Genomic DNA, 22,857 nt, shown 5'->3' on the forward strand with positions numbered 1-22,857 from the left:
GCCAGTTCTCCAATCAGTTCGCGGTCAGCACGACTTTGACGCTCTGCGAGCGGTCGAGTGCCAGCCTGAGCGCATCGGGCGCGGTCGACAGCGGCCGTTCGGCGGTGACCAGCGACAGCACATCGACACTACCGGCCGCGATCAGTTCCACCGCCGTCATGAACTCGAAGCCAAAGCGGAACGAGCCGCGCAGGTCGATCTCCTTGGCCATCACCGCGTTCGACGGGGTCGGGATCTGCCCGCCCGGCAGATTGCCGATCTGCACCACGTCGCCGCCGCGCCGCACGATGCCGATCGCGCTCGCAAGCCCCGCGGCCGTGCCGGAGACCTCGAACGCGACGTCATAGGGTCGCGAAGCGGCCTGCGCCTTCAGACCCTCCTCCCCGCCCGAGACGTTCTCGACATGCGAGGCGCCGAGCCGGCTTGCGAAAGCCAGTGGCGCCGGCGCGATGTCGGCCACCGTGACATCAGTCATGCCGGCGCGGTGTGCGGCGAGCATGGTCAGAAGCCCGATCGGGCCGGCGCCGAAGATAATGCCGCGCTTGCCCTCGATGTTGCCGGCGCGCGCGACCGCGTGCAGGCAGACCGCGAGCGGTTCGGCCAGCGCCGCAGCCTGATAGGACACGTGATCCGGGATCTTCACGCACTGCGCCGGGATCGCATCGAAGAAATTGGCGAAGCCGCCCTGCATGTGCGGCGTCTTCGAGGCCGAGCCCATGAAGTAGATGTTCTCGCAGAGGTTCGGCCGGCCTTCGCGGCAGGCGACGCAATGGCCGCACCAGCGCGACGGATTGACCGCGACGCGGTCACCGACCTTCAGGTTCGCCGTGGCGCCAGAGATCTCCACGACCTCACCGGAGATCTCGTGGCCGAGCACCAGCGGTGACTTCACCACGAAATCGCCGGTGCGGGCGTGACGGAAATAATGCATGTCCGAACCGCAGATGCCGCCGGCGCCGAAGCGGATGCGCACCATGCCGTCACTGAGTTTGTCGAGCGGATGCTCGATCATGCGCAGGTCTTCTGGTCCGAACAGGGTTGCGGCGAGAGCAGTGGAGGTCATTTGGAGAGTCCCATGTATTTTGGCAGCCAGAGGGTCAGGTCGGGAATGTAGGTGATCGCGATCAGCGCGAGCATCAGCGGCACCAGCCAGGGCAGGATCGCCACCGTCGTGCGCTCGACCGAGAGCTTTGCCACGCGGGCAAGCACGAACAGCACCATGCCGAGCGGCGGGTGCAGCAGGCCGATCATCAGGTTCAGCGTCATGATCAGGCCGAAATGAATGGGATCGATGCCGAGCTTGAGCACGATCGGCAGCAGGATCGGCACCAAAATGGTGATCGCCGCCGTGGTGTCGATGAAGCAGCCGACGAACAGGATCAGGACGTTGGCGAGTGCCAGGAACACCCATTTGTTGTGGGTGACGCTGAGCATCCAGTCCGACAACGTCTGCGCGGCCTGTGACACCGTCAGCAGCCAGGCGAAGATCGAGGCTGCCGTGACGATAAACAGCACCGAGGCCGTGGTCTCGATGGTGTCGAAGGTCGCCTTCGCCACCGTTTGCAGCGTCATGGTGCGGTAGCGGATGAGGCCGAGGAACAGCGACCAGATCACGGCGGCGACCGCGGCTTCCGTCGGCGTGAACCAGCCGAGCGTCATGCCGCCGATCAGGATCACCGGCGCCATCAGCGCCATCACCGCCGAGAAGTCGAAATACCAGTCGATCACCAGCAGCGTGCCGAGACCGATGACCACCGCCATGTTGACCGAAAGACCGGCCAGCACCATCAGCCAGATCGCGAGGGGAAACGAGAGCACGATGACGATCTCGAGCCCGGCCGAGCCGAGCTGCGGCCAGGAGAACGGCGTATCGCTGCCCCATTTGTTCTTGTGCGCGAAATAGGTGACGGTGGCCATCATGAACAGGGTCAGGACGATGCCGGGAATGACGCCGCCGAGAAACAGCGCGCCGATCGAGACGTTCGCCATCATGCCGTAGATCACGAAGGGCAGCGACGGCGGGATGATCGGCCCGAGCGTCGCCGAGGCTGCGGTGACGCCGACCGAGAACTCAGTAGAGTAGCCGTGGTCCTTCATCGCCTTGATCTCTATGGTGCCGAGACCGGCGGCGTCCGCGATCGCGGTGCCGGACATGCCGGAGAAGATCACCGAGCCGATGATGTTGACGTGACCGAGGCCGCCGCGCATCCACCCGACCAGCGCGACGGCGAATTTGTAAATGCGCCCGGTGACGCCGGCAATGTTCATGAGGTTGCCGGCCAGGATGAAGAACGGCACGGCAAGCAGCGGAAAGCTCTCGACGCCGGCGATCATGCGCTGCGCCAGCGTGACGTCGGGCGTCACGCCGCTGACCAGGATGTAGAGCAGCGACGACGCGGCCATGGCAATCGCCACGGGAACGCCGAGCAGCATCAGGATGAGAAAGCCTCCGAGCAACAGCAGCATGATGTTATATCTCCGATCCGTCGTAGGCACCGGGACGTTCGAGGACCGAATAACCCTGCCGCCAGTGTTGCAGCGCCGCCTGCACCGAGCGAAGGAACATCAGCACGAAACCGAGCAGCACGGCGTAATAGACATAGTTCTTGGGGAAGTTGATCGTGGTCATCTGCTCGTCGCCGATGATCTGGATGTAGACCCAGACCAGCTTGGTGGCGTAGCCGAAGAAGGTGATCCGGATCAGGTCGATCACCGTCGACAGCGCACGGCCCACGGGCCGCGGCAGATAGCGATAGACGAGATCGACCTGGATGTGCCGCGACAGCCGCACGCACATCGCGGCGCCGATGAAGACCACGCCGATCAGGCAATAGGTCGCGATCTCCTCGGTCCAGGCGTAGCTGTCGTTGAGCACGTAGCGGGTGAAGAACTGGAGGAAGACGGCGAGCGCCATCACCCAGAAGATCGCCAGCGCCACCCAATCCTCGAACGCGTAGATGCCGAGATCGACCTCCGGCGTCGCCTCCTCCTCGAAGGTGTGGGCGATCTCGTCCGCGGTGATCTGCCGGTGTATTTCGGCGGTCGACATGGGGTTGCTCCTCAAACGTCTCAATCGTCATTCCGGGCGGCTCGAAGAGCCGAACCCGGAATCTCGAGGTTTCCGGATTCGACGCTTACGCGTCGCTCCGGAACGACGGGCATCGGTTACTTGACCGCCTGAATCCGCTCCCAGTCGGCCTTGCGATAACCAAAGGTCTCGAACGCAACGTTCTTCAGCACGGTGTCGCGGAACTCGTTCTTGTCGACCTCGGTCACGCTCAAGCCCTTCTCCTTGAAGAAGGCGACCAGCTTGGCCTCGTTCTGCTTGATCTCTCCGGTGGCCTTGGCGGCGGCTTCCTGCGCCACGTCGGTGAAGATCTTCTTGTCCTCGTCGGAGAGCTTCTTCCACAGCGCGCCGGCGACCACGGTGTTGAGGTGATCGACGATATGGCCAGTCAGCACGATGTGCTTCTGCACCTCGTAGAACTTCTTGGCCTCGATCGTGGTCAGCGGATTCTCCTGCGCCTCGACGGTGCCGTTCTGGAGCGCGAGATAGACTTCGGCGAAGGCGATCGGCGCGGTGTTGGCGCCGCAGGCGCGCGGCATCGCCAGATAGGCCGGCACGTCGGGCACGCGAATCTTCAAGCCCTTCATGTCGGCGCAGGTCTTGATCGGCTTGTTCGACGAGGTCTGGCGCACGCCGTAATAGGTCACCGCGACGATGTGGTGGCCGTTCTTGTCCTCATAGCCCTTGGCGAGCTCCTTGAAGATGTCGCTCTTGGTGTAGGCGAGCAGATGGTCGGCATCACGGAAGGTGTAGGGATAATAGGTCACGCCGATCGGCGGGAAGCTCTTGGCCGCGAAGCTCGAGCCGGAGATGATAATGTCGACCGAGCCGAGCGACAGGCCCTGGTTGATGTCGGCCTCCTTGCCGAGCTGGGAGGCCGGATAGACCTCGATCTGATAGCGCCCGTTGGTGCGCTTGCCGATCTCCTGCGCGGCCCAGACAGAGGCGGTGTGGAACGGCTCCGACGTCTCGTAGACATGAGCCCATTTGAGCTTGGTCTGCGCCATGCCCGCATTGGTCGCAGCCAGCAGCGCAGCGGCGGAGATCGCCGCGGCAATCGTCATCTTCTTCAACATCGACTTTTCCTCCATCGTTCAAGTCTGCTTCTTGTTCGCCCGCCCCGACAAGGATGCGGACCGCCCAATCTCATCGCCGCCGCGGGTGGCTGCTCGCAGCCCGCTTCTTCGGCGCATGTTTTGGTTTTGACGGTTTTGACGCAGGTCGCACCGTGCTGCCGCGTCCGGACGACGATCCCGCCGCGTTCTCGGCGCCAAAATTCTGCGCAAAGCGTTCCTGGGAGCGCGCCAGATGAACGCGCATGGCATCGCGCGCGGCGTCCGGATCATGCGCCACGATCGCGTCGCGCACCGCGCGATGCTCGTCGAGCGCCGTGCGCCACGTGCCCGGGCTCTCGAAATAATGCGCAAGCTGCGCGAAATAGGGATTGAGGCGCTGGTCGAACAGCTCGCCGACCACGCGCACCAGGACGGCGTTGCCAAGGCTGCCGGCGATTGCGACGTGAAACGCGCGGTCGTGGACCATGGAGGCTTCGCCGGGATGCTCGACATTCTCCATCGCGACAAGGGACGCATCGATGCGGGCGATATCGTCCTTGGTTGCCACGCGCGCGGCCTGTTCGGCGATGGCGCTTTCCAGGAATTCGCGGGCGCGCAGCAGCTCGAACGGGCCTTCGATGACGGAAGCGGGTGCCGGTGCCGCAATGGCAGCGGGCTCGATCACGTAGATGCCGGACCCGACGCGGATGCGGAGGCGGCCTTCGACCTCGAGCGCGATCAGGGCTTCGCGCACCGTCGGCCGCGACACCTTGAGCTGCTCGGCGAGCTCGCGCTCGGTCGGCAAGCGGCTGCCGACCGCGTACTCGCCGCTGTCGATCAGGCTTCGCAATTGATCGGCGACCTGGCGATAGAGCCGTCTCGCCTCCACAGCCTCCAGCGGCACGCTGGTCCTCCCGAAAGGATCGCGCGACGCACCTCAAGCACTCCGCGACCGGCCAATTTTGGAAAATTGGTCTTACCAATTGACCGGAGCATTGACCGAGGACGGGCGCCATGTCAAGCAGCGGCAAAGCAAAGGGGAGACGTCCATGCGCCTTAATTCGACGCGCCTTGGCCGCGCCAATCTCGACCGGCTGCCACCTCGCATCCGCCGCCCGGCCTATGACCGCTCGCGCGTCACGCCCGGAATCGTGCATCTTGGTCTCGGCGCATTTCATCGCGCGCATCAGGCCGTCGTCATCGACGATTGCCTTGCGGCAGGCAGCGCGTCTTGGGGCATCGTCGGCGCGAGCCTGCGCAGCCCGGATACGCGCGATGCCCTCGCCCCACAGGACCACCTCTACACCGTTGCCATACGGTCGGCCGAAGGCACCGAGCACCGCGTCATCGGCGCGCTGCTCGACAGTGTCGTCGCGCGCGAAAATCCTTCGCGGCTGGTCGGGCGGATGGGCGATCCCGCCATTCGCATCGTCTCCCTGACCGTCACCGAGAAGGGCTATTGCCACACACCGCAGACCGGCGATCTCGACGAGCGGCATCCCGATATCGTGCACGATCTCAACAATTGCGACGCACCGCGCTCGGCGCCCGGCTTCATCGTGGCAGCGCTGGCGCGCCGCCGCGCACAGGGCCTTCCGCCCTTCACTGTGCTGTGCTGCGACAACCTCGCCGCCAACGGCCATACCGTGCAGCGGATCGTGACGCAGTTCGCCGCGCTGCGGTCGAAGGAGCTCGGCAAGTGGATCGCGGATGCGGTCGCCTTCCCCTCGACCATGGTCGACCGCATCGTGCCGGAAACCACGGATGCCGACCGGGAAGCGGTGTCATCCGCGCTGGGCATGCGCGATGCATGGCCCGTGATGACCGAGCCGTTCACGCAATGGGTGGTCGAGGACCGCTTCACGGCGGGCCGGCCCGATCTCGCCGCCGCAGGCGTCGAGCTCGTCAGCGACGTCAAGCCGTTCGAGCTGATGAAGCTGCGGCTGCTCAATGCCAGCCATTCGGCGCTCGCCTATCTCGGCTATCTCTCAGGCTACGAGACCATCGCCGACACCATGCAGGACCCGCATTTCGCGCGCCTCGCCGCGCAGGTGATGGAAGAAGCCGCGGTGACGCTAACAATGCCTTCAGGTACCGACCTTGCCGCCTATCGCGCCTCGCTGCTCGAGCGCTTCGCCAATCCTGCACTACACCACCGCACCTGGCAGATCGCAATGGACGGCTCGCAGAAGCTGCCGCAGCGCCTGCTCGGCGCGATGCAGGATCGCCTGCGCAAGGATTTGCCGATCGCAACCCATGCGCTCGCGGTGGCCGGCTGGATGCGCTACGTCACCGGCCTCGACGAGCAGGGCCGCGTCATCGACGTGCGCGATCCGCTCGCCGGCGAATTCGCCGCATTGGCGCGCGAGGCAGGTCCCGTCGCCGAACGGCTTGCGCCCGCATTGCTTGCCGTCGCAAAGGTGTTCGGACCCCTTGGCGCCGAGCCGCGCCTGCGCGAGGCGGTGACCGCGGCGCTCGGCCGTCTCTACAAGGATGGCGCACGGCGGGCAGTGGCAACGCACGTCTCGGCGTGACCGCGAAACGGGCCATGCTGCACTGCGGTCAAAATTGACGGAAGTCGCGCTTGATTTTTGCCAGTCATTGCCGCACCCGAGAGGCATGGCAAAGGACAGCAAGGTCATCGCCGCGAACGCGGCCTTCTACGCCGCCTTTTCGACCGGCAATTTCGACGAAATGGAGCGGATGTGGGCGGATGATGACGCCATTTCCTGCATCCATCCCGGCTGGCCGGCCATTATCGGGCGGGCCACCGTGATCGGAAGCTGGCGCGACATCCTGCAAAACCCGGAGCGGCCGCAGATCGCCTGCGCCGAGCCGCAGGCGATCATCGACGGCGACAGCGCGCGGGTGCTCTGCATCGAGATCGTCGACGGCACCGCCTTGGCCGCATCGAACCATTTCCGCCGCGTCGGCGACGGCTGGCGCCTGGTGCATCACCAGTCGAGCCCGATCGCGCAGATTGTCGAGCAGGCAGAAGAGGATAGCCCGAGCCACCGGGTCCACTGAAGACGGCGATCACGCCGGCGTGATCTACTGTGCATGGGGTTGTTTTGCGACTTTTTGTTTGGCGCCTCATTCAAGCCCCGACAAATCGTCCAGCACGACCCGCGCATCGCTGAAATCATCGTCCCGGAAGAACATGCTGCGCGTGATCAGAACCGGTATGCCGGCACGTGAGGCCGCGATCAGGCCGTTGGCGGAATCTTCGATCGCGACGCAGTCGTGCGCATTCAGCTTCAGTCGCGCCAGGACTTCTAAATAGACGTCCGGCCCCGGCTTCTTATGCCGCACGTCATCGCCGGCAACGATCGCGTCGAAATCGCCGGCCCAGCCCGTCCCCAGCGCCTGCGAGAGCAAGGCGTCGATATTGCCGTGAGAAGTGGTGGTCGCGATCGCGAGCCGCTGGCCGCGCTCCCTCGCCACGGCGAGCAGCTCCGCCACGCCGGGCCGTAATGGGCAGCAGCCGGTCTCGACCAGCTCGGCATAGTGGGCGGTCTTGATGCGGTGAAGCTCCGCGATGTCCGCGTCCGCCAATGGCCGGGCGATCCGTAGCATTGCGTGGTAGGCGCGCATGCGTTCCTTGCCCCCAGTCACCCGCAGCAGGTCTTTGTAGACGGCGCGGTCCCACTCCCAGCCAAGCCCGTGGCACGAGAAGGCATGATTGAAGGCCTGCCGATGCAGCTCCTCGGTTTCGGCAAGCGTGCCGTCGACATCGAAGATCAGCGCGGCGGCGCGCCGGATCAGGTCGGCGGCCTCGCATGCTAACGCGGCGGGTGCTTCTGCCTGCATGATCGATGATCTCCCCTGACGCACGGGTGACCATCGCCCGAGGCCGCAGGTGAGACAAATCGCAATATCTTTTGCCGGCCCCAAAAATCTCTTATGAGCGGGGACGCGCGTAGCGGCGCGACGGGAACTCCGACCAGCACGGCAGATGCATGCGGCTCTTCATTCTTGGCTTCGGCTATAGCGCCAGGCACTTGGTCCGCAGGTTCGGCGGCGCCTTCTCGCACGTCGCCGGCACCGTGCGCGATCCCACCCAGCGGCATGATCTCGCCGGCATCGAGCTGCATCCCTTCTCCGGGCGTGATCCAGATCGCAGGGCGGTCGAACGCATCAGCGACGCCGACGTCCTTCTCATCTCGATCCCGCCCGGCAGCGCCGGCGATCCCGCGCTGGCGGCGTTCGGCAACGTGCTGGCGGCAGGTCGTCGCAAAGTCGTTTATCTCTCGACCATCGGCGTGTATGGCGATCACGGCGGCGGATGGGTCGACGAGAGCACGCCGGCACAGACGGTCCTCGACCGCACGCGCGTGCGGCTCGCCGCGGAGCGGGCCTGGACCGACACCGCACGCGGCGATGTCGCGATCCTGCGACTTGCCGGCATCTACGGTCCCGGCCGCAACGCGCTCGCGACGCTACGGGCAGGAACGGCCCGGCGCATCATCAAGCCGGGACAGGTCTTCAACCGCATCCACGTCGACGACATCGCGACCGCGATCATGGCCGCGATTCACCACCAGGGCGGCGGCACCTGGAACGTGTGCGACGACGAGCCTGCGCCGCCACAGGACGTGATCGCCTACGCCGCGCAGCTGATGGGCGTTGCACCGCCGCCGGAAGAAGCGTTCGCGACCGCCGAGATGTCGGCGATGGCCCGCAGCTTCTATGCCAGCAGCGCCCGGGTCTCCAACGCAAAACTGAAGCGCGAGCTCGGCGTCACCCTCGCCTGCCCGACCTATCGGCACGGCCTCGATGCGCTGTGGCGCGCAGGCGAAGGACGATAGGGCTCCTGAGCGACGGGAATCCCGGTATCGGCTCGCCAGGTTTTTCCGGATCTGATCGTGTGCCGGATTTAACTGCTTGGCCGCGTTGCGGCGCGATATCCATTAACCGAAAACTGCGGTTCTTCCGCCGCACTCCATCCGGGAGAAGCCGCCAACGATCCGCGCCCCCGCGCAAATCGACGCGCGCCGTTGCAACAAATGGGCGTCATCAGGGCCGGAGCGACACATCATATTGCTCAGTCATCGCACATCACCGTCAATCCGGGCGCGAGCCGCCGTGATTTGATTGAAATTTTCAGAAGAGTTGAGCCGAGCGATTTACTCGAACTTTCTTTGTGACGCCCTAGTTCCACGGCCGGAAGTTCCATCTCCGGAAAACCGGAGAAGGTCTTCCCCGGCGCGAACTGCCGTCCGGCCAGGACGAAGGAGCGCCCGAGTGCATCATCTCGTCCACCCAGATTGCGCTTACTCAGGGCTCAATTGAATAAAGCTTTATCCGACCTGGAATTGAAATGAATTTGGCTCGCGAATCGATTGAACTGTTGGAGCAGGTCGCGCGAATCCTGTGGTTCGAAGGCACCAAGCACGGGCTGCGCGACCGCGAGTGGATGGCGCTGCGCTTCCTCTCTCGCGCCAACCCGTTCTCCCGGACGCCTTCGGCGCTGGCAAGTTACGTCGGCACCACGCGCGGCACCGCCTCATTCATCATCGGCGAGCTTGAGCGGCTCGGCTATCTCGAGCGGAAGCGCTCGGCCAAGGACAAGCGCTCGGTGATGCTGAGCGTGACGCAGCAGGGCAAGAAGTTCCTGGTGCGCGACCCCGTCACCGTTCTCGTCGAGGCGATTGCCGTCCTCGACGACGACGTCAAGATCCGCTTTCGCGACACGTTGCGGCACGTGCTGGATCAGTCGGACGCAGCCGAGCAGCGGCACCACACCGACATTTGCAGGCGATGCATCTTCCTCCGAGAAGATCGCACCGCCACGGACAGCAAGACGACGGTGGAGTTCAGCTGTCGCCTGTTTCGCGCGCCGATCGCGGAGGCGGAAGTCGATCTGCTATGCACCAGCTTCGAGCATCACCGCCAATAGAAGACTCCATCGATCAGGGCGTTGCCTTGCGCGACGAATAGACGACGCCTCCGCTGGACTCCACCACCAGACGCCCGTTCTCGTTCCTGATGTCCTCGATACGGCCGAGCCCGGGTACCTGCTGTCCCAGCACGGCCTCGATGACGCCGTTCGGGCTTTGCAGGATCGCAATTCCCTCATAGGCCTGGCGGACCGACCAGCCCTTGATCACCTTGCGCGGCGCCGACGGAGCAAGCGAGCCTGTGACCTCGGGCGCAGCGACCGAGGCCATCATCGGCATTGCCTGCGATGACGGCGGCTGCGATGCCACAGTTGCCGGCGCCGGAGCCTGGGCCTGTACCTGCGCCTGTCCTTGGGCGAGCTTGTCGAGCTTCACTGTGGAGGACGAGCTCACCCGCTCGATGCGGTCCAGGTTCTCGGCAAACCTGCCGAAGCGGTCATTGGTCGCCTTGCTCGATTGATCGACCGCGGTACGCAGGCCGTCGAGATTTTCGGACACGCCCGACACCTGCTTGCGCAGTTGCGCGACCGTCTCGCGCAGATTCCTGATCTCCGTATTGGCCGCAACGTTGTTCTGGACGGGCTGCGTGGTGGTGAGATAGGCGATCACGCCGGTGCAGGCGCAGACAACCAGAATAGCGGCGACCGCCAGTGTTGCGAGCGGCGCGACCCATGTCGGGCGCGGCGGCGGCGGCTTGGCCACGATCACAGCCGGCTTGATCACGGCCGGCGCAGGTTTCGGTATCGCCATCTTGTCGAGGCGCGCCTTGGCGCGAATGCGCTTCAGCCCCTCGAGCGCTTCTTTCGCCAGAGCTTCATCGCTCGCCGCAGCGGAAACACGCTTTGCGCTCGCTGCGGGCTTGGTCGCTCGTGCCGCATTGTCCTTTGTATCGCGCGCCTCTGGCGCCGGCTTCGCCGCCGCGGAAACATCAGTGGTCGCGTTGGGACGAGCTTGTCCATCGGACAACATTTTGGAAATGCTCCGTTCGGTTCGATCTGTCGAACGGCAACGTTATGTGTCGAAGCTTGCCTGAACCGTGCGCACCGAAAAACTTTTCATGGCGCGCGATGCGACGTCAGATGAGTCGAACACGTCATGCACGTGGCAAGAGTGCGACTCGAAAGACACACCCTCGCCAAGATTTCGCCAAGCTGGAGTCTCGCCGCTGTACATGAGTCGAATTGTCGCATGTGGAAACAGGGTCATGAGGGTCAATCCCGGGTTGAAAACCCCTCAATTTGCATGACGAGCAGCACCACCCAAAACGGCTGTAATTATACGGGGATGCGGAACTTTAGGAATGCCACGGCGCAGAACTAGTTCAAGATCCAAATCAACTGATGCGTTTGAATATACCAAGAAACAACTCGAAACGAACCAACAGCATCAAGCACACGTAGCAATCGCTTTGTGGCGCACGCTTGATCGGAAATGGGCAACCGTTACGGTCCTAGTCAAGTGATTCTCGTCAGTTGGCGAGGAGATCGACACAGTTCAGTAGTGTTCGGACGCGATGAGCAACTTGGCGCAACTGTTCTAGGTCGTTTCTCAATCCGCTCCGCGAGGTGATCCGTAAGACACCCGCCGGGCCTCACGCAGTAAGCGTTCAGTATCGAGTCGAAGTAGCAGGCCTGCGAGACGCAGGCACTGAATGCGTAGGGCTGCCCGCGAATATCGGAACCATAACAACGATACGCGGGATGGAATGTCGTCAAACAGCATCGTTGCCGAGCCGGGGCATCACAATAACCAACCGGGCGCGCAACAAGTGCGAAACAGGGGCGAAAGACTGATGTATATTATCGTTGATGATCGCGAGAGCGTCGCGAACAGCTACGTCGGAGGGCTCGTTCGCGAAGGTGTATCGTCGATCGGCTTCTCCTCCGGAGAATTCTGGGACTGGCTGCAATCTGCGAGTGAATCGGATCTGGCGGCGGTGGACGCCTTCCTGCTCGGGGACTGCGATGCCCGCGGAAGCCTGCCGCGGGCGATGCGCAAGCGTTCCTCGGCTCCCATCATCGCCATGAGCGGCCAGAAGGTGCTCAAGAACACGCTGGAGCTGTTCGAGTCCGGCGTCGACGACGTCGTGCACGTGCCGATCCACCTGCGCGAAATCCTCGCCCGAACGGCGGCGATCGCGCGCCGCCGGGTTGGCGAGCTGCCAAGGCCCTGCGAGACCAGGATCCAGGTCTTCTTCAACGGGCGTGACCCCGAGATCGCAGGCCACGCCCTCACCCTGCCCCGCCGCGAACTGCGCATTCTCGAATATATGGTGAGCAACCACGGCAAGTGGATCACCAAGACGCAGATCTTCAACGCGGTCTATGGCATCTTCGAGTCGACCTTCGACGAGAGCGTGATCGAGAGCCACGTCAGCAAGCTGCGCAAGAAGCTCCGCGACCGCCTCGGCTTCGACGCGATCGTGGCCCGGCGCTACGTCGGGTATCGCCTCAACATCCCGGCCGGCGAGACGATCGACGTACCGATGCAGGAGCTCGACGAGGTCGGCATCCTCCTGAACAGGGCGCACGCCGCCCCGGCAGCGTATTCGGCAGGTAACTAGCGCGGCAAGACAGCGATACGAAGGCGGCCTTCGCGGAGATATCCCCGCGGAGGCCGGAGTGTTCTGAAGGCTGACGGAAGCGGCAGGAATGCCGCCGCAGCGCAGCAGCGAAGAGCGAGCTACGGCTTCTGCTGGAATTCTTCCTTCGACACGTAGTTGAAGTCCTCAACCAGGACGTCCTGGACCACGTCGGCCTGCATCCGCTCGTTGACGCGCTGCTTGATGGCCGTCGTGAGGACGGAGAGGTCGTAGCGGGCGAGCTTCCTGAAATCGAGCCGATCGTCGGCATAGATCCTGCGGAAGGCCTCGTCGACGACGAACGGCTCCGGCGGAACGCTGAGCTGGTGCATGGTCCGCGCCTCAACCGTGTAGACGAAGCGCGCGACGATGTAGCCCTGCACGTTGCCGTTCTCGACCATGGGCACGCTCAGCGCCCGCGTCTTCTGATATTGCAGCCCATCGAGATATTCGTCTTTCGCCGGCAGCAGGCTGCCGTTTTCCTTCCAATAGGCCACGGCATAGCTCGTGCCTGCGGTGAGGATGCATACCCAGAGCCCGGCCAGCACCAGTCTGATCATTTTCCATCCTGTGTTGCGCGACCGGTATAGGTGCCGTCCGACTCGGCATCCTTGATCGCCTTGACGATGACGGTCGCGACCTCGCGCACCGCGTCGTAATGCATTTCGAGGACGGAGCGATTCCGCTCCAGCTTCTCGCGCAACCGCTGGATCTCCTCGGTGATCTCGATCTCGCCGCCGAGATGCATCCGTGCCCGCATCAGGCGGACGAATTCGAGCATGCTCCGGCTCTTGCGGGCGCTGAAATCGTCGAAATCGATCTTCTTTCCGGCCGCGAGCGCAGCCGTCTCCTCCTCGACGATGCTTTCGAGCCGGCGGATCGCCGCCAGCAGGCCGCGCATCTCGTCCGAACTCGCCGCGTCGGTGCGCTCGATCGCCGCGTCCCCGCCGGGGCCTGGCCGGAGCACGGGCAGCAGTGCATCGCCTGCTGCTGTTTCCGTCGTCGCCTCGATGTCCGCTACCGGCTGTTCCATCACCAGGGCCGCCGCGCCTTGTTGTGCCTGCATAGGAAAATCACCCTTCAACTTTTGTCACCCATTCCCGGATCGTCATCCGGCCTTCCCCGTAACGTCCGGTCCTGCCGGATGCGCGGCGGCGAGCTGCCTGGCGATGCCAATGCCCTTGCCCTTGGCCAGCTGGCTACCGAGCTGCTCCGCCAGCATCGACTTCCAAACGCCGCCGGCCGTGCCCTTGCCGAAGACCTCCTCCGACTCCTTCGGCAACATCGTCTCGACGAAGGTCTGGAGGATGAAGGCCTCGAACTTCCGGTACACCTCGCCGGAGGCCGGCGCCTTGATCACCTGCACCGGAGCGCCGTTCACTGCGCCCGACTGTGCTTCGGAAATCTTCGTCGCGGATTGATCGGCAGCAGCAGCCTTGGCCTTGCCGACCTCCGCCTCCATCGTGGCGGCGAAATCGGCGTCCGATGATTTCAGCGCATCGAGCTTCGCGGTGGCCGCGCGCTGCGCCACGGGGTCGGCGGCTTCGAGGACGTCGAGAACGAGGTCGGGTGTCGCTGTCACGATCATGTCTTGTTCCGGCTGGCTGGCCACGGCGTCCACTCGCGCACGGCTGGGCTTGTGCCCGTCATTTCCTCGAGCGATCGCTTCTCCGCGTCGCGAAGTTTGTCGGCGAGCGCCGCTTTCGCAACCTGCTCGAGCTGTTTCACACGGCGGCTCTCCGAGCGAACCAGGTCGAGCTGCTGCGATGCCTGCGCCTGAACCGTGCGGGCGCCGACGCTCGTCCTGTTGAGGCGCCGCGCGATCGATTCGCTTGATGATCCCGCCGGCGGCTTCCCCTCGTTCAGGGCCTCGACCAGCCATTCCTGCTCGTCCTGCAGGCTGCGCTCCTGCTGGCGCAATTGCGCAAGCTGCCATTCGGACAGCCGGAGCTGGAGCTTCACCAGCGAGACCATCCGACCGAGCTTGTCCGCGCGCGACGTCATGACCATCACTCCGCCAGCCATGACGAGACGCCGAGCATGAACTGCGTCAGCAGCTCGTCGCTGGTGAGATAGAGCAGCAGGAAGCCGCCGAACAGCACGAAGGGCACCGAGATGAAATAGACCGGTATGGCCGGCGTCAGCTTGTTGATCAGGCCGACCGCCAGGTTGACGATGACCGAATAGACGATGAAGGGGCTGGTGATGCGCAGCGTCAGCACGAACGCTTCCGAGAGGCGGCCGACGAGCTGGTCGAGCGCCATGCTGCCGCCGAGCCTGTTCCCGGGATGCCAGACGTCGTAGGAGTTCATCAGCCCGCGCAGCACCTGCCAATGCTGGTCGGTCATGAAGAACAGCGTAGTGACGGCCGCCATGATCAGCGGCACCAGGGCCGGCGCCGGATCGGTATCGCCGACCGGCGTGCCCGGGATGTTGCTCAGTCCGATCGCGCTCGCCATCACGGTCGCCATGGTCTGGAGCGCGAGGAAGAACACACGCCCGCCGAGACCGATGACGCTGCCGACCACGAGCTCGGAGCAGATCAGGAGCGCGAGCGTCACCGGCGCCGCGTTGTCCGTGAGCGGCTTCAGGACCGCGATCAGGATCGGCGCCAGCGCGAACGTCGTGACAAGCGCGACGAACAGGCGGACCTGGGCCGGAACGTTGATGCTGGAATAGCCGGGCACCAGCATCAGGCAGGCGCCGATGCGGCAGAACACGATGAACGTCGCCAGCACGCTGTCGGCGAGGCCGCTGATCACGATACGGCTCCGAGCGCCCTGATCTCGGCGCTGCGCGCGACTTCGACATGCGACAGGATCGGCAAGGTCGGGAACACCCGTTCCAGGATCATCCGGACATAGGGACGGGCTTCGGGGGTCACCGCCAGCACCACGCTAGTGCCGTTCTCGGTGAACTTGCGGATCGCGGCGCTGGCTTCGGTCGCGAACTGCTCGATCAGGCGTGGATCGGCGTCGAACTCGACGACATCGCCCTTGCCGTCGCGCTTCAGGCTCTGATGGAACGCCAGGTCCCAACGATTGCCGAGGCGGACCACGTTCAGCACGCCGTTGTCGGAGAGGTCGCCGCAGATCTGCTGGGCTAGACGCGTCCGCACATGCTCTGCGACCTGCTCGGAGCGCCGAACATGCGGCGCGATCTCGGCGATCGCCTCGAGGATGAGGTGAAGGTTGCGGATCGACACGCGCTCGGCCAGCAGAATCTTCAGGATCGCCAGCAGTCCCGAATAGGAGATCTGCGACGGACAGAGATCCTCGACCAGGCGCTTGTATTCCGGATCGAGCCGGTCGAGCAGGGCGCGCATGTCCTTGTAGGACAGGAGCTGGGCGAGATTCGTCCGGATCACCTCGCTGAGATGCGTGAGCAGCACCGACAGATTGTCGACCGGCTTGCAGCCCTGCCGCTTGACTTCGTCGGTGAAGGCCTCCGTCACCCACAGCGCCTTCATGCCGAAGGCGGGCTCGATCACCTCTTCGCCGGGGACATCGGGCTTTCCGTCCTTGTCGACCAGCACCAGCACCTCGCCGAGCCTGAGCTCGCCATGGGCGACGCGCGTGTCGTGGATCCGGATCTGATACCCCTTGGGATCGATCGACAGATTGTCGCTGAGCTTGATCTCCGGAATCACGAAGCCGTACTGCTTGGCGAACTTCTTGCGGATCTTGGCGACGCGGTGCGCAAGCTCGGTGCGCGAGCCCAGGAGATGGACCGAAAGATGGCCGCCGAGCGCCAGCTCAATCTCCGCGGTCTTGAGCTGCTCCTTGACGGATTCCTTGGCATCGGCCTGGGCACGTTCGTCGGCCTTGCGCGCATCTTCCTTCTGCTTCAGCGCCGCCTGCCGCTTCGGCAGCGAATAGCCGACGAAGGCCATGACGCCGCCGAGCAGCACGAACGGCGCCATCGGCAGCCCCGGCATCAAGGCGAGCACGAACATCATCAGCGCGGCGGCGGATACCGCGCGCGGATAGCTGCCGAGCTGCCGCAGCACGGCCTGCTCCGCCGACCCCCTGGTGCCGCCCTTGGAGACCAGGAGGCCTGCCGACAGCGACACGATCAGTGCCGGCATCTGCGACACCAAGCCGTCGCCGACGGACAGTTTCGTGTAAACGTCGGCGGCACGCGACAGCGTCAGCCCGTGATGGGTGACGCCGATGATGATGCCGCCGAAGATGTTGATCGCGGTGATGATCAGGCCGGCGATGGCGTCGCCACGGACGAATTTCGAGGCGCCGTCCATGGCGCCGAAGAACGCGCTCTCCTCTTCGAGCTCCCGGCGCCGGCGCTGGGCTTCCTTGTCGTCGATCAGGCCCGCCGACAAATCCGCGTCGATCGCCATCTGCTTGCCGGGGATGGCGTCCAGGGTGAAGCGGGCACCGACTTCGGCGATACGCGTCGCGCCCTTGGTGATCACGACGAAGTTCACCGTCACCAGGATCGCGAAGATGATCAGGCCGATGACGAAGTCGCCACCCATGACGAACTTCGAGAATCCGGCGACGACGTAGCCCGCGGCCTGTTCGCCCTCCCCGCCCCGCGACAGGATCAGGCGCGTCGTAGCGACGTTCAGTGCGAGGCGCAGGATCGTCGCGATCAGCAGCACGGTCGGGAAGGCCGAGAAGTCGAGCGGCCGCTGGATCCACAGGGCGACCATCAGGATCAGCGCCGAGAGCGCGATGGAGAAAGCGAGGCCGAGATCGATCAGGATCGGCGGTATGGGCAGGAACAGGATCGTGAGCATGGTCACGATACCGCCCGCGAAGAAGGCGTCCGCCCCGAGGCGACGCGGGCTTGGCAGGCTAGCAGCTAACGTATCGGCCATGGGTCACCGGCAGAGGATCCGCCCGGTAATCTGCCGTGCAAAGCTTACGCGAGGGTGGTGGCCTCGGAGATCAGAAGCCGTGCTCGATCCGCGAATAGACCATCTCGGTGAAGGTGGAGAGATGCGCCCCGATGAACGAGCCGGAGACGGCGACAACCAGGAGAATGACGATGATCTTCGGGACGAAAGTCAGCGTCACCTCCTGGATCTGGGTCAGGGCCTGGATCAGGGCAATGACGGTGCCGACGAGCATTGCGGCACCGACCGCGGGCCCGGAGGCGACGATGATGGTCCAGATCGCGGCCTGGACGATGTCGAGGGCGTCCCGCTCGTTCATGATTGGCTGATGGTGAGCCCGGGCCCGACGGCAACCTTCGTGCCGTTCTCGAGGGTGGCGATGGAGCCGTCGCTGTTGATGGAGACCGAAGCGACCTTGCCGCTGAAGCTGGCGCCGGTCGAGTCGGTGAAGCTGACGGTCTTTCCGATCAGCCCGTTGGCCTGCGACAACGACTGCGAGGACAGCAGCGCATCCAGCTTCGTATTGGTCTGCATGGCCTGCTCGACCGTCGAGAGCTGCGCGAACTGGCTCATGTATTGCGAGGTGTCCATCGGATTGGTCGGATCCTGATTCTTCATCTCGGCGACGAGCAGCTGAAGGAAGGTGTTGTAGTCGACGCTGTTGCTCGACGTGGCCGTGGTGGAGCTGGTCGAACTGGAAGACTTGCCGGTCGTGTCGGTCGCGCTGGTGACGTTCATCTAGCTTCTCCGCTGTCAGGCAGCCTCGAATGGGGAATGGGTGGTGGCGCCGGCCAGGATCGCCTGCTCCACCGGGAACAGCGCCCGGATCCGCTTGAGCGCCTCGAAGTAACGGGTCGTCTCGACCAGCTCGTCGACCGCGGCAAGTCCGTCGAGCATCTCGCGGTTCTCGCACACCGCAAGCAGGGCCGCGTGATGCTGCGCGTAGAGCGCCGACGCATCCCGGACGTCGGTCGGGTTCATCAGCATGAGTTGCACGATGAAATAAAGCTGCCGCATCGCCGTGGTGGCGTCGGACGCCTGCATGACCTGCCCTTCGAGCAGAAACATCACGTCGTTGACGAGCTCGACGGAGACCTTGCGGTCCACGCGCAGCACCGCGCCGTTGATGTAGATCCGTTCGCCCGCCCGCAAGGAGATCTTCATCAAAGAGCGTCTCGGATCAGGCGGTTGATTTCGATGAGCTGCATCACGTCGTTCGATTTCTCTTCGCGAAGGCGATCGGCTTCCTTGACGACCCACAGGCCGATCGAGATGATGTCGGCCCGCAGCTTGTCCGGCAATCCGTTCTCCGGATGCGAGAGATCCTCGATGAAGATCGTCCACAGCCGCCGGACATAGAGCAGGCTCTCGACCAGATCCTCGAGGCGGAATCCGCCTCGCTGAATCCGCTCGAGCCGGTCGATGCCGAGGCTGAGTGCCTGCCGCTCGCGGCCCCGCGCCTCATGGCCACTCTCGTCGACGACCGCTTCATAGGCTTCAAACGTCATCAGAACCACTCTGCACGGGAGACTGAATAACAGGACAAGGATGCGAGCCTTACCAGCGAGCTTTGGCTCAGAGATAGTTGATGAGGCTGATCTTCTGGAGCTGCGAGGTGAGCGCGAGCGCCGTCTGGATCTGGGTCTGCAAGGTGTTGACCCGGACCGAGGCCTCGGTCGGGTCGACCGCCTCCATCTTGACGATCTGGTCGTTGAGGATGTCCTTCTGGATCTTCAGCTTCTCGGTCGCGCCGGTGACGCGTTGCTGGATCGAGCCGACGGTGCCCCCGAGCACGGCGAGATCGTTGATGGCACCGCTGACGAGGCTGATGGCCTTGTCGACGACGACCTGGAACGTATCCTTGCTCAGGCTCGTGTTTCCGAGATCGGTGAGCATGGTGTAGGCCTCGGCCAGCTTGCGGAAGCCGGGCTGGTTGGCGCTGACGGAACTGTCGACGACCTCGGTCGTGGAGATGCGGCTCGACAGCGTCTGGTCTGTCGCCGGCGACCAGTTGGTGTTCCAGGCCGGGCTCGCGAACTCGGTGTCGAGGGTGTTGTCGAGGAAGTTCTGCATCTGCGCCGGAGTGATGGTGCTCACGCTGGCCGAGGACTGCGCGAAGCCGAAGCTCGCGAGGAAGTCCGCATCGACCTGGTTCTTGCTGGCCGAGCCGGCGGTGTAATTCGTGACCGGCTGGGTCTGCGTATTGATGCCGCCGAACAGGTACGAGCCATTATAGGAGACGTTGAGCGCGCCGATGAGATCCTGGAGATTGGCGGATGCGCTCGGCAGGATGATCCGCGCACCGCTATCGGCATCGCGGGCGGCGATCAGGTTCTTGAGGAAGTCCGACGCGGTCGAGCCGAGCTGGGTGATCCGGTTCTGCGTCACGTCAAGCCGACCCGCGACGAGCTCGTTGGTATCGACGAGCTGGTCGGCGAAGTTGAATTCGGCGCGCAAGCTCACGTCGCGACCCGTCCCCGTGCCGAGCTCGAGGCCGACGTCCGCGAAGCGACCCGTGGTCGCCTCCTTCGAAGCCTTGCTCAGCGCGCTCTGATTGTTGGTGATCGATGACCTCAAGGACGAAGACAGCATCAAGGTCGAGATGTAGTTCGCGCTCATCATGACTTAATTCCCCACGGCAGCCAGCAGGCTTTGCAACATCTCATCGACGGTGGAAATGATCTTCGACGATGCCGAATAGGTGCGCTCGACCTGGAGCATCAGCGACATCTCGTCGTCCATGTTGACGCCGTTGACGTTGGACAGCGCCGCGGTGCTGCGGTCTAGCAACGTGTTCTGGTACTGGACGCTGTCGTCCGCGGCCTTGCGCTGGCTTTCGATCCAGCTCGCCGAGGAGGACGCGAATTCGATCACGCTGCCGCTCGGCTTGCCCTGCGCCGTGGTATCGAACGGCTGCGGCGCGTCCATCTCGTTGATGAGCTGCTGGAGCCGCGCCGAGAAGCCGGCGTTGCCGGTCGTGTTGTAATTATAGGCGGCGTTGCCGCTGATCGCGCCGTCGCGCAGCAGGTTCGGGTTGCCGCCCGAGGCCGGATCGACCGACGCGGCAACACTGATCGTGCCTGCAAGGCCGACCGAAATGGTGGCGCTCGCGGGCATCGCGGGCGCGCCGGGATAGGTGAAGAGGCCGGGCACATCGGGCAGCGCGGCGCCGGACTGGTCGACCTCCTTGAAGGCGTCGATCAGACCGCGCGCGATTTCGTCGAGCTGGCTCTGATAGGTGACCGTGGCGTTATCGCGCAATTCGGCGAGCCCCGCGAGCTTGCCTGTCTTGAGCGGCATCACGGAATTGGCACCGGTGACCGGGACGCCATCGATATAGACCGCATTGCCCGTGGTGCCCGGCGTATAGACGTTGGTCGCCGTGAAGCTCACCGTTCGCGCCGTCTTGTCGAACAGCACGACGCCGCTGTCGGTGTAGAGCGCCGCATCACCGTTGGCGCGGAGCGACATCGAGACGCCGACCTCCTGCGACAGCTTCGAGACGATGCTGTCGCGCTGGTCGAGATAGTCGGTGACGTCGTCACCGGAGATCGTCCCCCTCACGATCGCGGTGTTGACCTTGTCGAACTGGGTGAGGAGCTGATTGATATTGGCGACCGATGTCGCCATGTCGGCGTCCGCGCCTTCGCGGACCGACTGCACGGTCTTGGTGGCCTGGTTGAGCGCGGTCGCCATGTCCTTGGCGGAGGTCACCGCGGCCTGCGCCAACGTCGCGTTGTCCGTCGAGTTCGCGTATTGCTGGAGCGCCTGCTTCAGCTTGGTGAGCTGGGCGGTCGGCGACTGCTCGAGCTCGGGATCGTCCACCGTCGAGGTCGCGATCTTCTGGAGACCGTCATAGATCGCGCTCTGCTTGGCGGACGCCGACGTCGCGGTCAGGACGTTGGTGAACAGGCCGCCGCTGGCGGCTCGCTGGATCGCCGCGACATAAACACCGGCATTGGGAAGATTATCCAGCACGGCGATCTTGCGCGAATAGCCGGCTGTGCTGGCACCGGCGATGTTGCGCGAGATCGTCGACGACTGGATACCCGACGCCATGAGCGAAGCGCGAGCGGAGTCGAGAGCGGCGGTAAGGGACATGATTTGCTCTTGCCCGGGATGAGCGCTCGAGGATTCAGCGCTTCAGGTTGACGACGACGTCGAGCAGGTCGGCGCCGGTCTGGAACGATTTCGAGTTCGCTGTGAAGCCGCGCTGCGCCTCGATCATCCCGGTGAGCTCGTCCGCGAGATCGACGTTGGAGTCTTCCAAAGCGCCGGACTGGATCGTGCCGAGCCCGCCAGTGCCGGCATTTCCGGCCTGCGCGTTGCCGGAGTTCATGTTGGTCGAATAGACGTTACCGGGCTCAGGCGTCAGATTGTCGGGGCTCGCGACGTCGGCAAGCATGATCGTGTAAAGCGTCAGCTGCTGGCCGTTCTTGAGGACCGCCGTCACATGGCCTGCCTCGTCGACGTTGACCTTGTCGATGGCCGAAGGGGCACTGCCATTGACGGTCGCCTTGAAGCTGAAGTCCGTGCCGGCTTGCGTCATGTTCGACAGATCCATAGTCAGCGCCGCACCGCCCGGGACAGTCACGGTGAGACCCGTCGGACTTGCCGCAGCCAGGGCGCCCTTGCCGACCGCGGTGGTGTCGAAGGTAAAGGTGGTGGCGGGGGCGAGCGAGGTACCGGTCGCGGAATCGTAGACCTGGATCTGCCAGGTGTCCGAGCCGGCCGCCGTCGCGGTGTGAGACATATAGACGTCAAGCGTGACGGGCTGGCCGATATTGTTGTAGGCCACGATCGAGCTTTTCGATGAATATGACGCCGGGCCAGGCGGACCGGCAATAACAGCCGCGTTCGGATCCAGATTACCGGCCGTCAGCGTTCCCGCCGTCGACGGCACGGGCACCTGCGAGACCTGGGAGATATTCACGATCTGCATGCCGGCCAGGCTGTTCTGCGAGAAATTGGTCACGAGACCAGGCTGCCCGAGGAGATAGTAACCGGCCGCGTTGACCAGGTTGCCCTGGCTGTCCGGCACGAACGAGCCTGCTCGCGTCAGGAACTGTTGCGTGTTGGTGGCGTTCGACACCACGAAGAAGCCATTGCCTTGAACGGCAAGGTCCGTCGTCGACGTTGTGAACTGGGTATGCCCGGCGTCGCTGATGGCGTAGCGGACGGTAGTCTCGACGGCGCCGGAGTCGTAATTGCCCGAGCCGCTCTTCAGGATCAGCGAGGAGAATTCGGTCGAAGCCCGCTTGTAACCGGTGGTGTTGACGTTCGCGATGTTGTCCGAGACCGTCGACAGCTTGTTGGACTGCGCGCTCATCCCGGAAACGCCGGTGCGCATAACGCCGTAGAGGCTCATGGATTGGGCTCCTGTGGTAGGTTGAAGT

Annotated in this window: 25 protein-coding genes; 5 read left to right on the forward strand and 20 right to left on the reverse strand. The window is 64.1% G+C overall.

The genetic code is table 11. The features are described from left to right. Nucleotides 1–13 precede the first annotated feature (13 nt). From XH85_RS39170 to XH85_RS39190, 5 genes are all read right to left on the reverse strand, one after another. Entirely contained in the window at nucleotides 14–1,063 is a 1,050-nt protein-coding gene (locus XH85_RS39170; RefSeq protein ID WP_128936210.1) for an L-idonate 5-dehydrogenase, read from the reverse strand. Beyond that, nucleotides 1,060–2,466, reverse strand: coding sequence for a TRAP transporter large permease (locus XH85_RS39175; RefSeq protein WP_128936211.1), 1,407 nt, complete (start codon nucleotides 2,464–2,466; stop codon nucleotides 1,060–1,062). The genes XH85_RS39170 and XH85_RS39175 overlap by 4 nt, the downstream gene beginning before the upstream one ends. A gap of 4 nt (nucleotides 2,467–2,470) precedes the next feature. After that, complete coding sequence (locus tag XH85_RS39180) at nucleotides 2,471–3,049, reverse strand: TRAP transporter small permease (protein WP_128936212.1); 579 nt, start codon at nucleotides 3,047–3,049, stop codon at nucleotides 2,471–2,473. A 116-nt stretch (nucleotides 3,050–3,165) separates the two neighbouring features. Beyond that, nucleotides 3,166–4,143 carry a sialic acid TRAP transporter substrate-binding protein SiaP gene (locus tag XH85_RS39185; RefSeq protein WP_164939198.1) on the reverse strand — a complete coding sequence of 326 codons (978 nt, stop codon included), beginning with the start codon at nucleotides 4,141–4,143 and terminating at the stop codon, nucleotides 3,166–3,168. A 70-nt stretch (nucleotides 4,144–4,213) separates the two neighbouring features. Further along, entirely contained in the window at nucleotides 4,214–5,026 is an 813-nt protein-coding gene (locus tag XH85_RS39190) for a FadR/GntR family transcriptional regulator (RefSeq protein ID WP_128936214.1), read from the reverse strand. 145 nt (nucleotides 5,027–5,171) lie between these two features. Between XH85_RS39190 and XH85_RS39195 the strand changes: the two genes are divergently transcribed. Together XH85_RS39195 and XH85_RS39200 are read left to right on the forward strand one after the other, a co-directional pair. Continuing rightward, nucleotides 5,172–6,656: a mannitol dehydrogenase family protein gene (locus XH85_RS39195; protein WP_128936215.1), complete on the forward strand. Its 1,485-nt coding sequence runs from the start codon at nucleotides 5,172–5,174 to the stop codon at nucleotides 6,654–6,656. Nucleotides 6,657–6,741: 85 nt separating this feature from the next. Beyond that, nucleotides 6,742–7,149 (forward strand): nuclear transport factor 2 family protein, encoded by a 408-nt coding sequence (locus tag XH85_RS39200; RefSeq protein WP_128936216.1) that lies wholly within the window; start codon nucleotides 6,742–6,744, stop codon nucleotides 7,147–7,149. A gap of 66 nt (nucleotides 7,150–7,215) precedes the next feature. Here XH85_RS39200 and XH85_RS39205 read toward each other — a convergent pair whose 3' ends face one another. Then, complete coding sequence (locus tag XH85_RS39205) at nucleotides 7,216–7,932, reverse strand: HAD family hydrolase (RefSeq protein WP_128936217.1); 717 nt, start codon at nucleotides 7,930–7,932, stop codon at nucleotides 7,216–7,218. A 149-nt stretch (nucleotides 7,933–8,081) separates the two neighbouring features. Here XH85_RS39205 and XH85_RS39210 point away from each other — a divergent pair, with 149 nt between their 5' ends. Together XH85_RS39210 and XH85_RS39215 are read left to right on the forward strand one after the other, a co-directional pair. Next, entirely contained in the window at nucleotides 8,082–8,930 is an 849-nt protein-coding gene (locus XH85_RS39210) for an SDR family oxidoreductase (protein ID WP_128936218.1), read from the forward strand. A 512-nt stretch (nucleotides 8,931–9,442) separates the two neighbouring features. Further along, nucleotides 9,443–10,021, forward strand: a complete 579-nt coding sequence (locus XH85_RS39215) for a MarR family winged helix-turn-helix transcriptional regulator (protein WP_128936219.1) — start codon at nucleotides 9,443–9,445, stop codon at nucleotides 10,019–10,021. Nucleotides 10,022–10,034: 13 nt separating this feature from the next. Here the strand turns inward: XH85_RS39215 and XH85_RS39220 are convergent, their stop codons facing one another. Next, nucleotides 10,035–10,991, reverse strand: a complete 957-nt coding sequence (locus XH85_RS39220; protein WP_128936220.1) for a hypothetical protein — start codon at nucleotides 10,989–10,991, stop codon at nucleotides 10,035–10,037. A gap of 823 nt (nucleotides 10,992–11,814) precedes the next feature. Here XH85_RS39220 and XH85_RS39230 point away from each other — a divergent pair. Further along, a complete protein-coding gene (locus tag XH85_RS39230) occupies nucleotides 11,815–12,585 on the forward strand; it encodes a response regulator transcription factor (protein WP_164940152.1) in 771 nt (256 codons plus the stop codon). 119 nt (nucleotides 12,586–12,704) lie between these two features. Here XH85_RS39230 and XH85_RS39235 read toward each other — a convergent pair whose 3' ends face one another. The 13 genes from XH85_RS39235 to XH85_RS39295 all read right to left on the reverse strand — a co-directional run bounded on the left by XH85_RS39235 (nucleotide 12,705) and on the right by XH85_RS39295 (nucleotide 22,829). Beyond that, a complete protein-coding gene (locus XH85_RS39235) occupies nucleotides 12,705–13,163 on the reverse strand; it encodes a hypothetical protein (RefSeq protein WP_091879832.1) in 459 nt (152 codons plus the stop codon). Further along, nucleotides 13,160–13,669, reverse strand: a complete 510-nt coding sequence (locus XH85_RS39240; RefSeq protein ID WP_128936222.1) for a flagellar biosynthesis protein FlgN — start codon at nucleotides 13,667–13,669, stop codon at nucleotides 13,160–13,162. The genes XH85_RS39235 and XH85_RS39240 overlap by 4 nt, the downstream gene beginning before the upstream one ends. 42 nt (nucleotides 13,670–13,711) lie before the next feature. Further along, a complete protein-coding gene (locus tag XH85_RS39245; RefSeq protein WP_164934355.1) occupies nucleotides 13,712–14,191 on the reverse strand; it encodes a rod-binding protein in 480 nt (159 codons plus the stop codon). Continuing rightward, nucleotides 14,188–14,607, reverse strand: a complete 420-nt coding sequence (locus XH85_RS39250) for a hypothetical protein (protein ID WP_128936224.1) — start codon at nucleotides 14,605–14,607, stop codon at nucleotides 14,188–14,190. Before XH85_RS39250 ends, XH85_RS39245 begins: the two co-directional genes overlap by 4 nt. A 5-nt stretch (nucleotides 14,608–14,612) precedes the next feature. Further along, entirely contained in the window at nucleotides 14,613–15,365 is a 753-nt protein-coding gene (gene fliR / locus XH85_RS39255) for a flagellar biosynthesis protein FliR (protein WP_128936225.1), read from the reverse strand. Further along, on the reverse strand, nucleotides 15,362–17,443 hold the full coding sequence (gene flhA, locus XH85_RS39260) for a flagellar biosynthesis protein FlhA (RefSeq protein ID WP_128936226.1): 2,082 nt from the start codon (nucleotides 17,441–17,443) through the stop codon (nucleotides 15,362–15,364). Before flhA ends, fliR begins: the two co-directional genes overlap by 4 nt. Nucleotides 17,444–17,513: 70 nt before the next feature. Continuing rightward, on the reverse strand, nucleotides 17,514–17,780 hold the full coding sequence (fliQ, locus tag XH85_RS39265) for a flagellar biosynthesis protein FliQ (RefSeq protein WP_027572776.1): 267 nt from the start codon (nucleotides 17,778–17,780) through the stop codon (nucleotides 17,514–17,516). Then, nucleotides 17,777–18,199, reverse strand: a complete 423-nt coding sequence (gene flgD, locus XH85_RS39270; RefSeq protein ID WP_091879847.1) for a flagellar hook assembly protein FlgD — start codon at nucleotides 18,197–18,199, stop codon at nucleotides 17,777–17,779. Before flgD ends, fliQ begins: the two co-directional genes overlap by 4 nt. A gap of 15 nt (nucleotides 18,200–18,214) precedes the next feature. Beyond that, nucleotides 18,215–18,625, reverse strand: coding sequence for a flagellar biosynthesis repressor FlbT (flbT, locus tag XH85_RS39275; protein WP_128936227.1), 411 nt, complete (start codon nucleotides 18,623–18,625; stop codon nucleotides 18,215–18,217). Further along, on the reverse strand, nucleotides 18,625–18,969 hold the full coding sequence (gene flaF / locus XH85_RS39280) for a flagellar biosynthesis regulator FlaF (protein ID WP_128956043.1): 345 nt from the start codon (nucleotides 18,967–18,969) through the stop codon (nucleotides 18,625–18,627). The genes flbT and flaF overlap by 1 nt, the downstream gene beginning before the upstream one ends. 67 nt (nucleotides 18,970–19,036) lie before the next feature. Beyond that, nucleotides 19,037–20,083 (reverse strand): flagellar hook-associated family protein, encoded by a 1,047-nt coding sequence (locus XH85_RS39285; RefSeq protein WP_128936228.1) that lies wholly within the window; start codon nucleotides 20,081–20,083, stop codon nucleotides 19,037–19,039. 3 nt (nucleotides 20,084–20,086) lie between these two features. Continuing rightward, nucleotides 20,087–21,562, reverse strand: coding sequence for a flagellar hook-associated protein FlgK (flgK, locus tag XH85_RS39290; protein ID WP_128936229.1), 1,476 nt, complete (start codon nucleotides 21,560–21,562; stop codon nucleotides 20,087–20,089). 34 nt (nucleotides 21,563–21,596) lie between these two features. Continuing rightward, nucleotides 21,597–22,829: a flagellar hook protein FlgE gene (locus tag XH85_RS39295; RefSeq protein ID WP_091879862.1), complete on the reverse strand. Its 1,233-nt coding sequence runs from the start codon at nucleotides 22,827–22,829 to the stop codon at nucleotides 21,597–21,599. Between the last annotated feature and the right edge of the window lie 28 nt (nucleotides 22,830–22,857).

Source organism: Bradyrhizobium zhanjiangense, assembly GCF_004114935.1.
Lineage (GTDB): Bacteria > Pseudomonadota > Alphaproteobacteria > Rhizobiales > Xanthobacteraceae > Bradyrhizobium > Bradyrhizobium zhanjiangense.

What these genes read in the sequence shown, in the direction of transcription:
- flaF (WP_128956043.1), bottom strand. Translation starts at nt 18,969, where the DNA reads ATGACGTTTGAAGCCTATGAAGCGGTCGTCGACGAGAGTGGCCATGAG.
- flgK (WP_128936229.1), bottom strand. Translation starts at nt 21,562, where the DNA reads ATGTCCCTTACCGCCGCTCTCGACTCCGCTCGCGCTTCGCTCATGGCG.
- flgD (WP_091879847.1), bottom strand. Translation starts at nt 18,199, where the DNA reads ATGAACGTCACCAGCGCGACCGACACGACCGGCAAGTCTTCCAGTTCG.
- XH85_RS39175 (WP_128936211.1), bottom strand. Translation starts at nt 2,466, where the DNA reads ATGCTGCTGTTGCTCGGAGGCTTTCTCATCCTGATGCTGCTCGGCGTT.
- fliQ (WP_027572776.1), bottom strand. Translation starts at nt 17,780, where the DNA reads ATGAACGAGCGGGACGCCCTCGACATCGTCCAGGCCGCGATCTGGACC.
- XH85_RS39215 (WP_128936219.1), top strand. Translation starts at nt 9,443, where the DNA reads ATGAATTTGGCTCGCGAATCGATTGAACTGTTGGAGCAGGTCGCGCGA.
- XH85_RS39235 (WP_091879832.1), bottom strand. Translation starts at nt 13,163, where the DNA reads ATGATCAGACTGGTGCTGGCCGGGCTCTGGGTATGCATCCTCACCGCA.
- flhA (WP_128936226.1), bottom strand. Translation starts at nt 17,443, where the DNA reads ATGGCCGATACGTTAGCTGCTAGCCTGCCAAGCCCGCGTCGCCTCGGG.
- XH85_RS39200 (WP_128936216.1), top strand. Translation starts at nt 6,742, where the DNA reads ATGGCAAAGGACAGCAAGGTCATCGCCGCGAACGCGGCCTTCTACGCC.
- XH85_RS39210 (WP_128936218.1), top strand. Translation starts at nt 8,082, where the DNA reads ATGCGGCTCTTCATTCTTGGCTTCGGCTATAGCGCCAGGCACTTGGTC.
- XH85_RS39205 (WP_128936217.1), bottom strand. Translation starts at nt 7,932, where the DNA reads ATGCAGGCAGAAGCACCCGCCGCGTTAGCATGCGAGGCCGCCGACCTG.
- XH85_RS39245 (WP_164934355.1), bottom strand. Translation starts at nt 14,191, where the DNA reads ATGATCGTGACAGCGACACCCGACCTCGTTCTCGACGTCCTCGAAGCC.
- XH85_RS39250 (WP_128936224.1), bottom strand. Translation starts at nt 14,607, where the DNA reads ATGACGTCGCGCGCGGACAAGCTCGGTCGGATGGTCTCGCTGGTGAAG.
- XH85_RS39185 (WP_164939198.1), bottom strand. Translation starts at nt 4,143, where the DNA reads ATGTTGAAGAAGATGACGATTGCCGCGGCGATCTCCGCCGCTGCGCTG.
- XH85_RS39170 (WP_128936210.1), bottom strand. Translation starts at nt 1,063, where the DNA reads ATGACCTCCACTGCTCTCGCCGCAACCCTGTTCGGACCAGAAGACCTG.
- flbT (WP_128936227.1), bottom strand. Translation starts at nt 18,625, where the DNA reads ATGAAGATCTCCTTGCGGGCGGGCGAACGGATCTACATCAACGGCGCG.
- XH85_RS39195 (WP_128936215.1), top strand. Translation starts at nt 5,172, where the DNA reads ATGCGCCTTAATTCGACGCGCCTTGGCCGCGCCAATCTCGACCGGCTG.
- XH85_RS39295 (WP_091879862.1), bottom strand. Translation starts at nt 22,829, where the DNA reads ATGAGCCTCTACGGCGTTATGCGCACCGGCGTTTCCGGGATGAGCGCG.
- XH85_RS39180 (WP_128936212.1), bottom strand. Translation starts at nt 3,049, where the DNA reads ATGTCGACCGCCGAAATACACCGGCAGATCACCGCGGACGAGATCGCC.
- XH85_RS39285 (WP_128936228.1), bottom strand. Translation starts at nt 20,083, where the DNA reads ATGATGAGCGCGAACTACATCTCGACCTTGATGCTGTCTTCGTCCTTG.
- XH85_RS39240 (WP_128936222.1), bottom strand. Translation starts at nt 13,669, where the DNA reads ATGCAGGCACAACAAGGCGCGGCGGCCCTGGTGATGGAACAGCCGGTA.
- XH85_RS39220 (WP_128936220.1), bottom strand. Translation starts at nt 10,991, where the DNA reads ATGTTGTCCGATGGACAAGCTCGTCCCAACGCGACCACTGATGTTTCC.
- XH85_RS39230 (WP_164940152.1), top strand. Translation starts at nt 11,815, where the DNA reads ATGTATATTATCGTTGATGATCGCGAGAGCGTCGCGAACAGCTACGTC.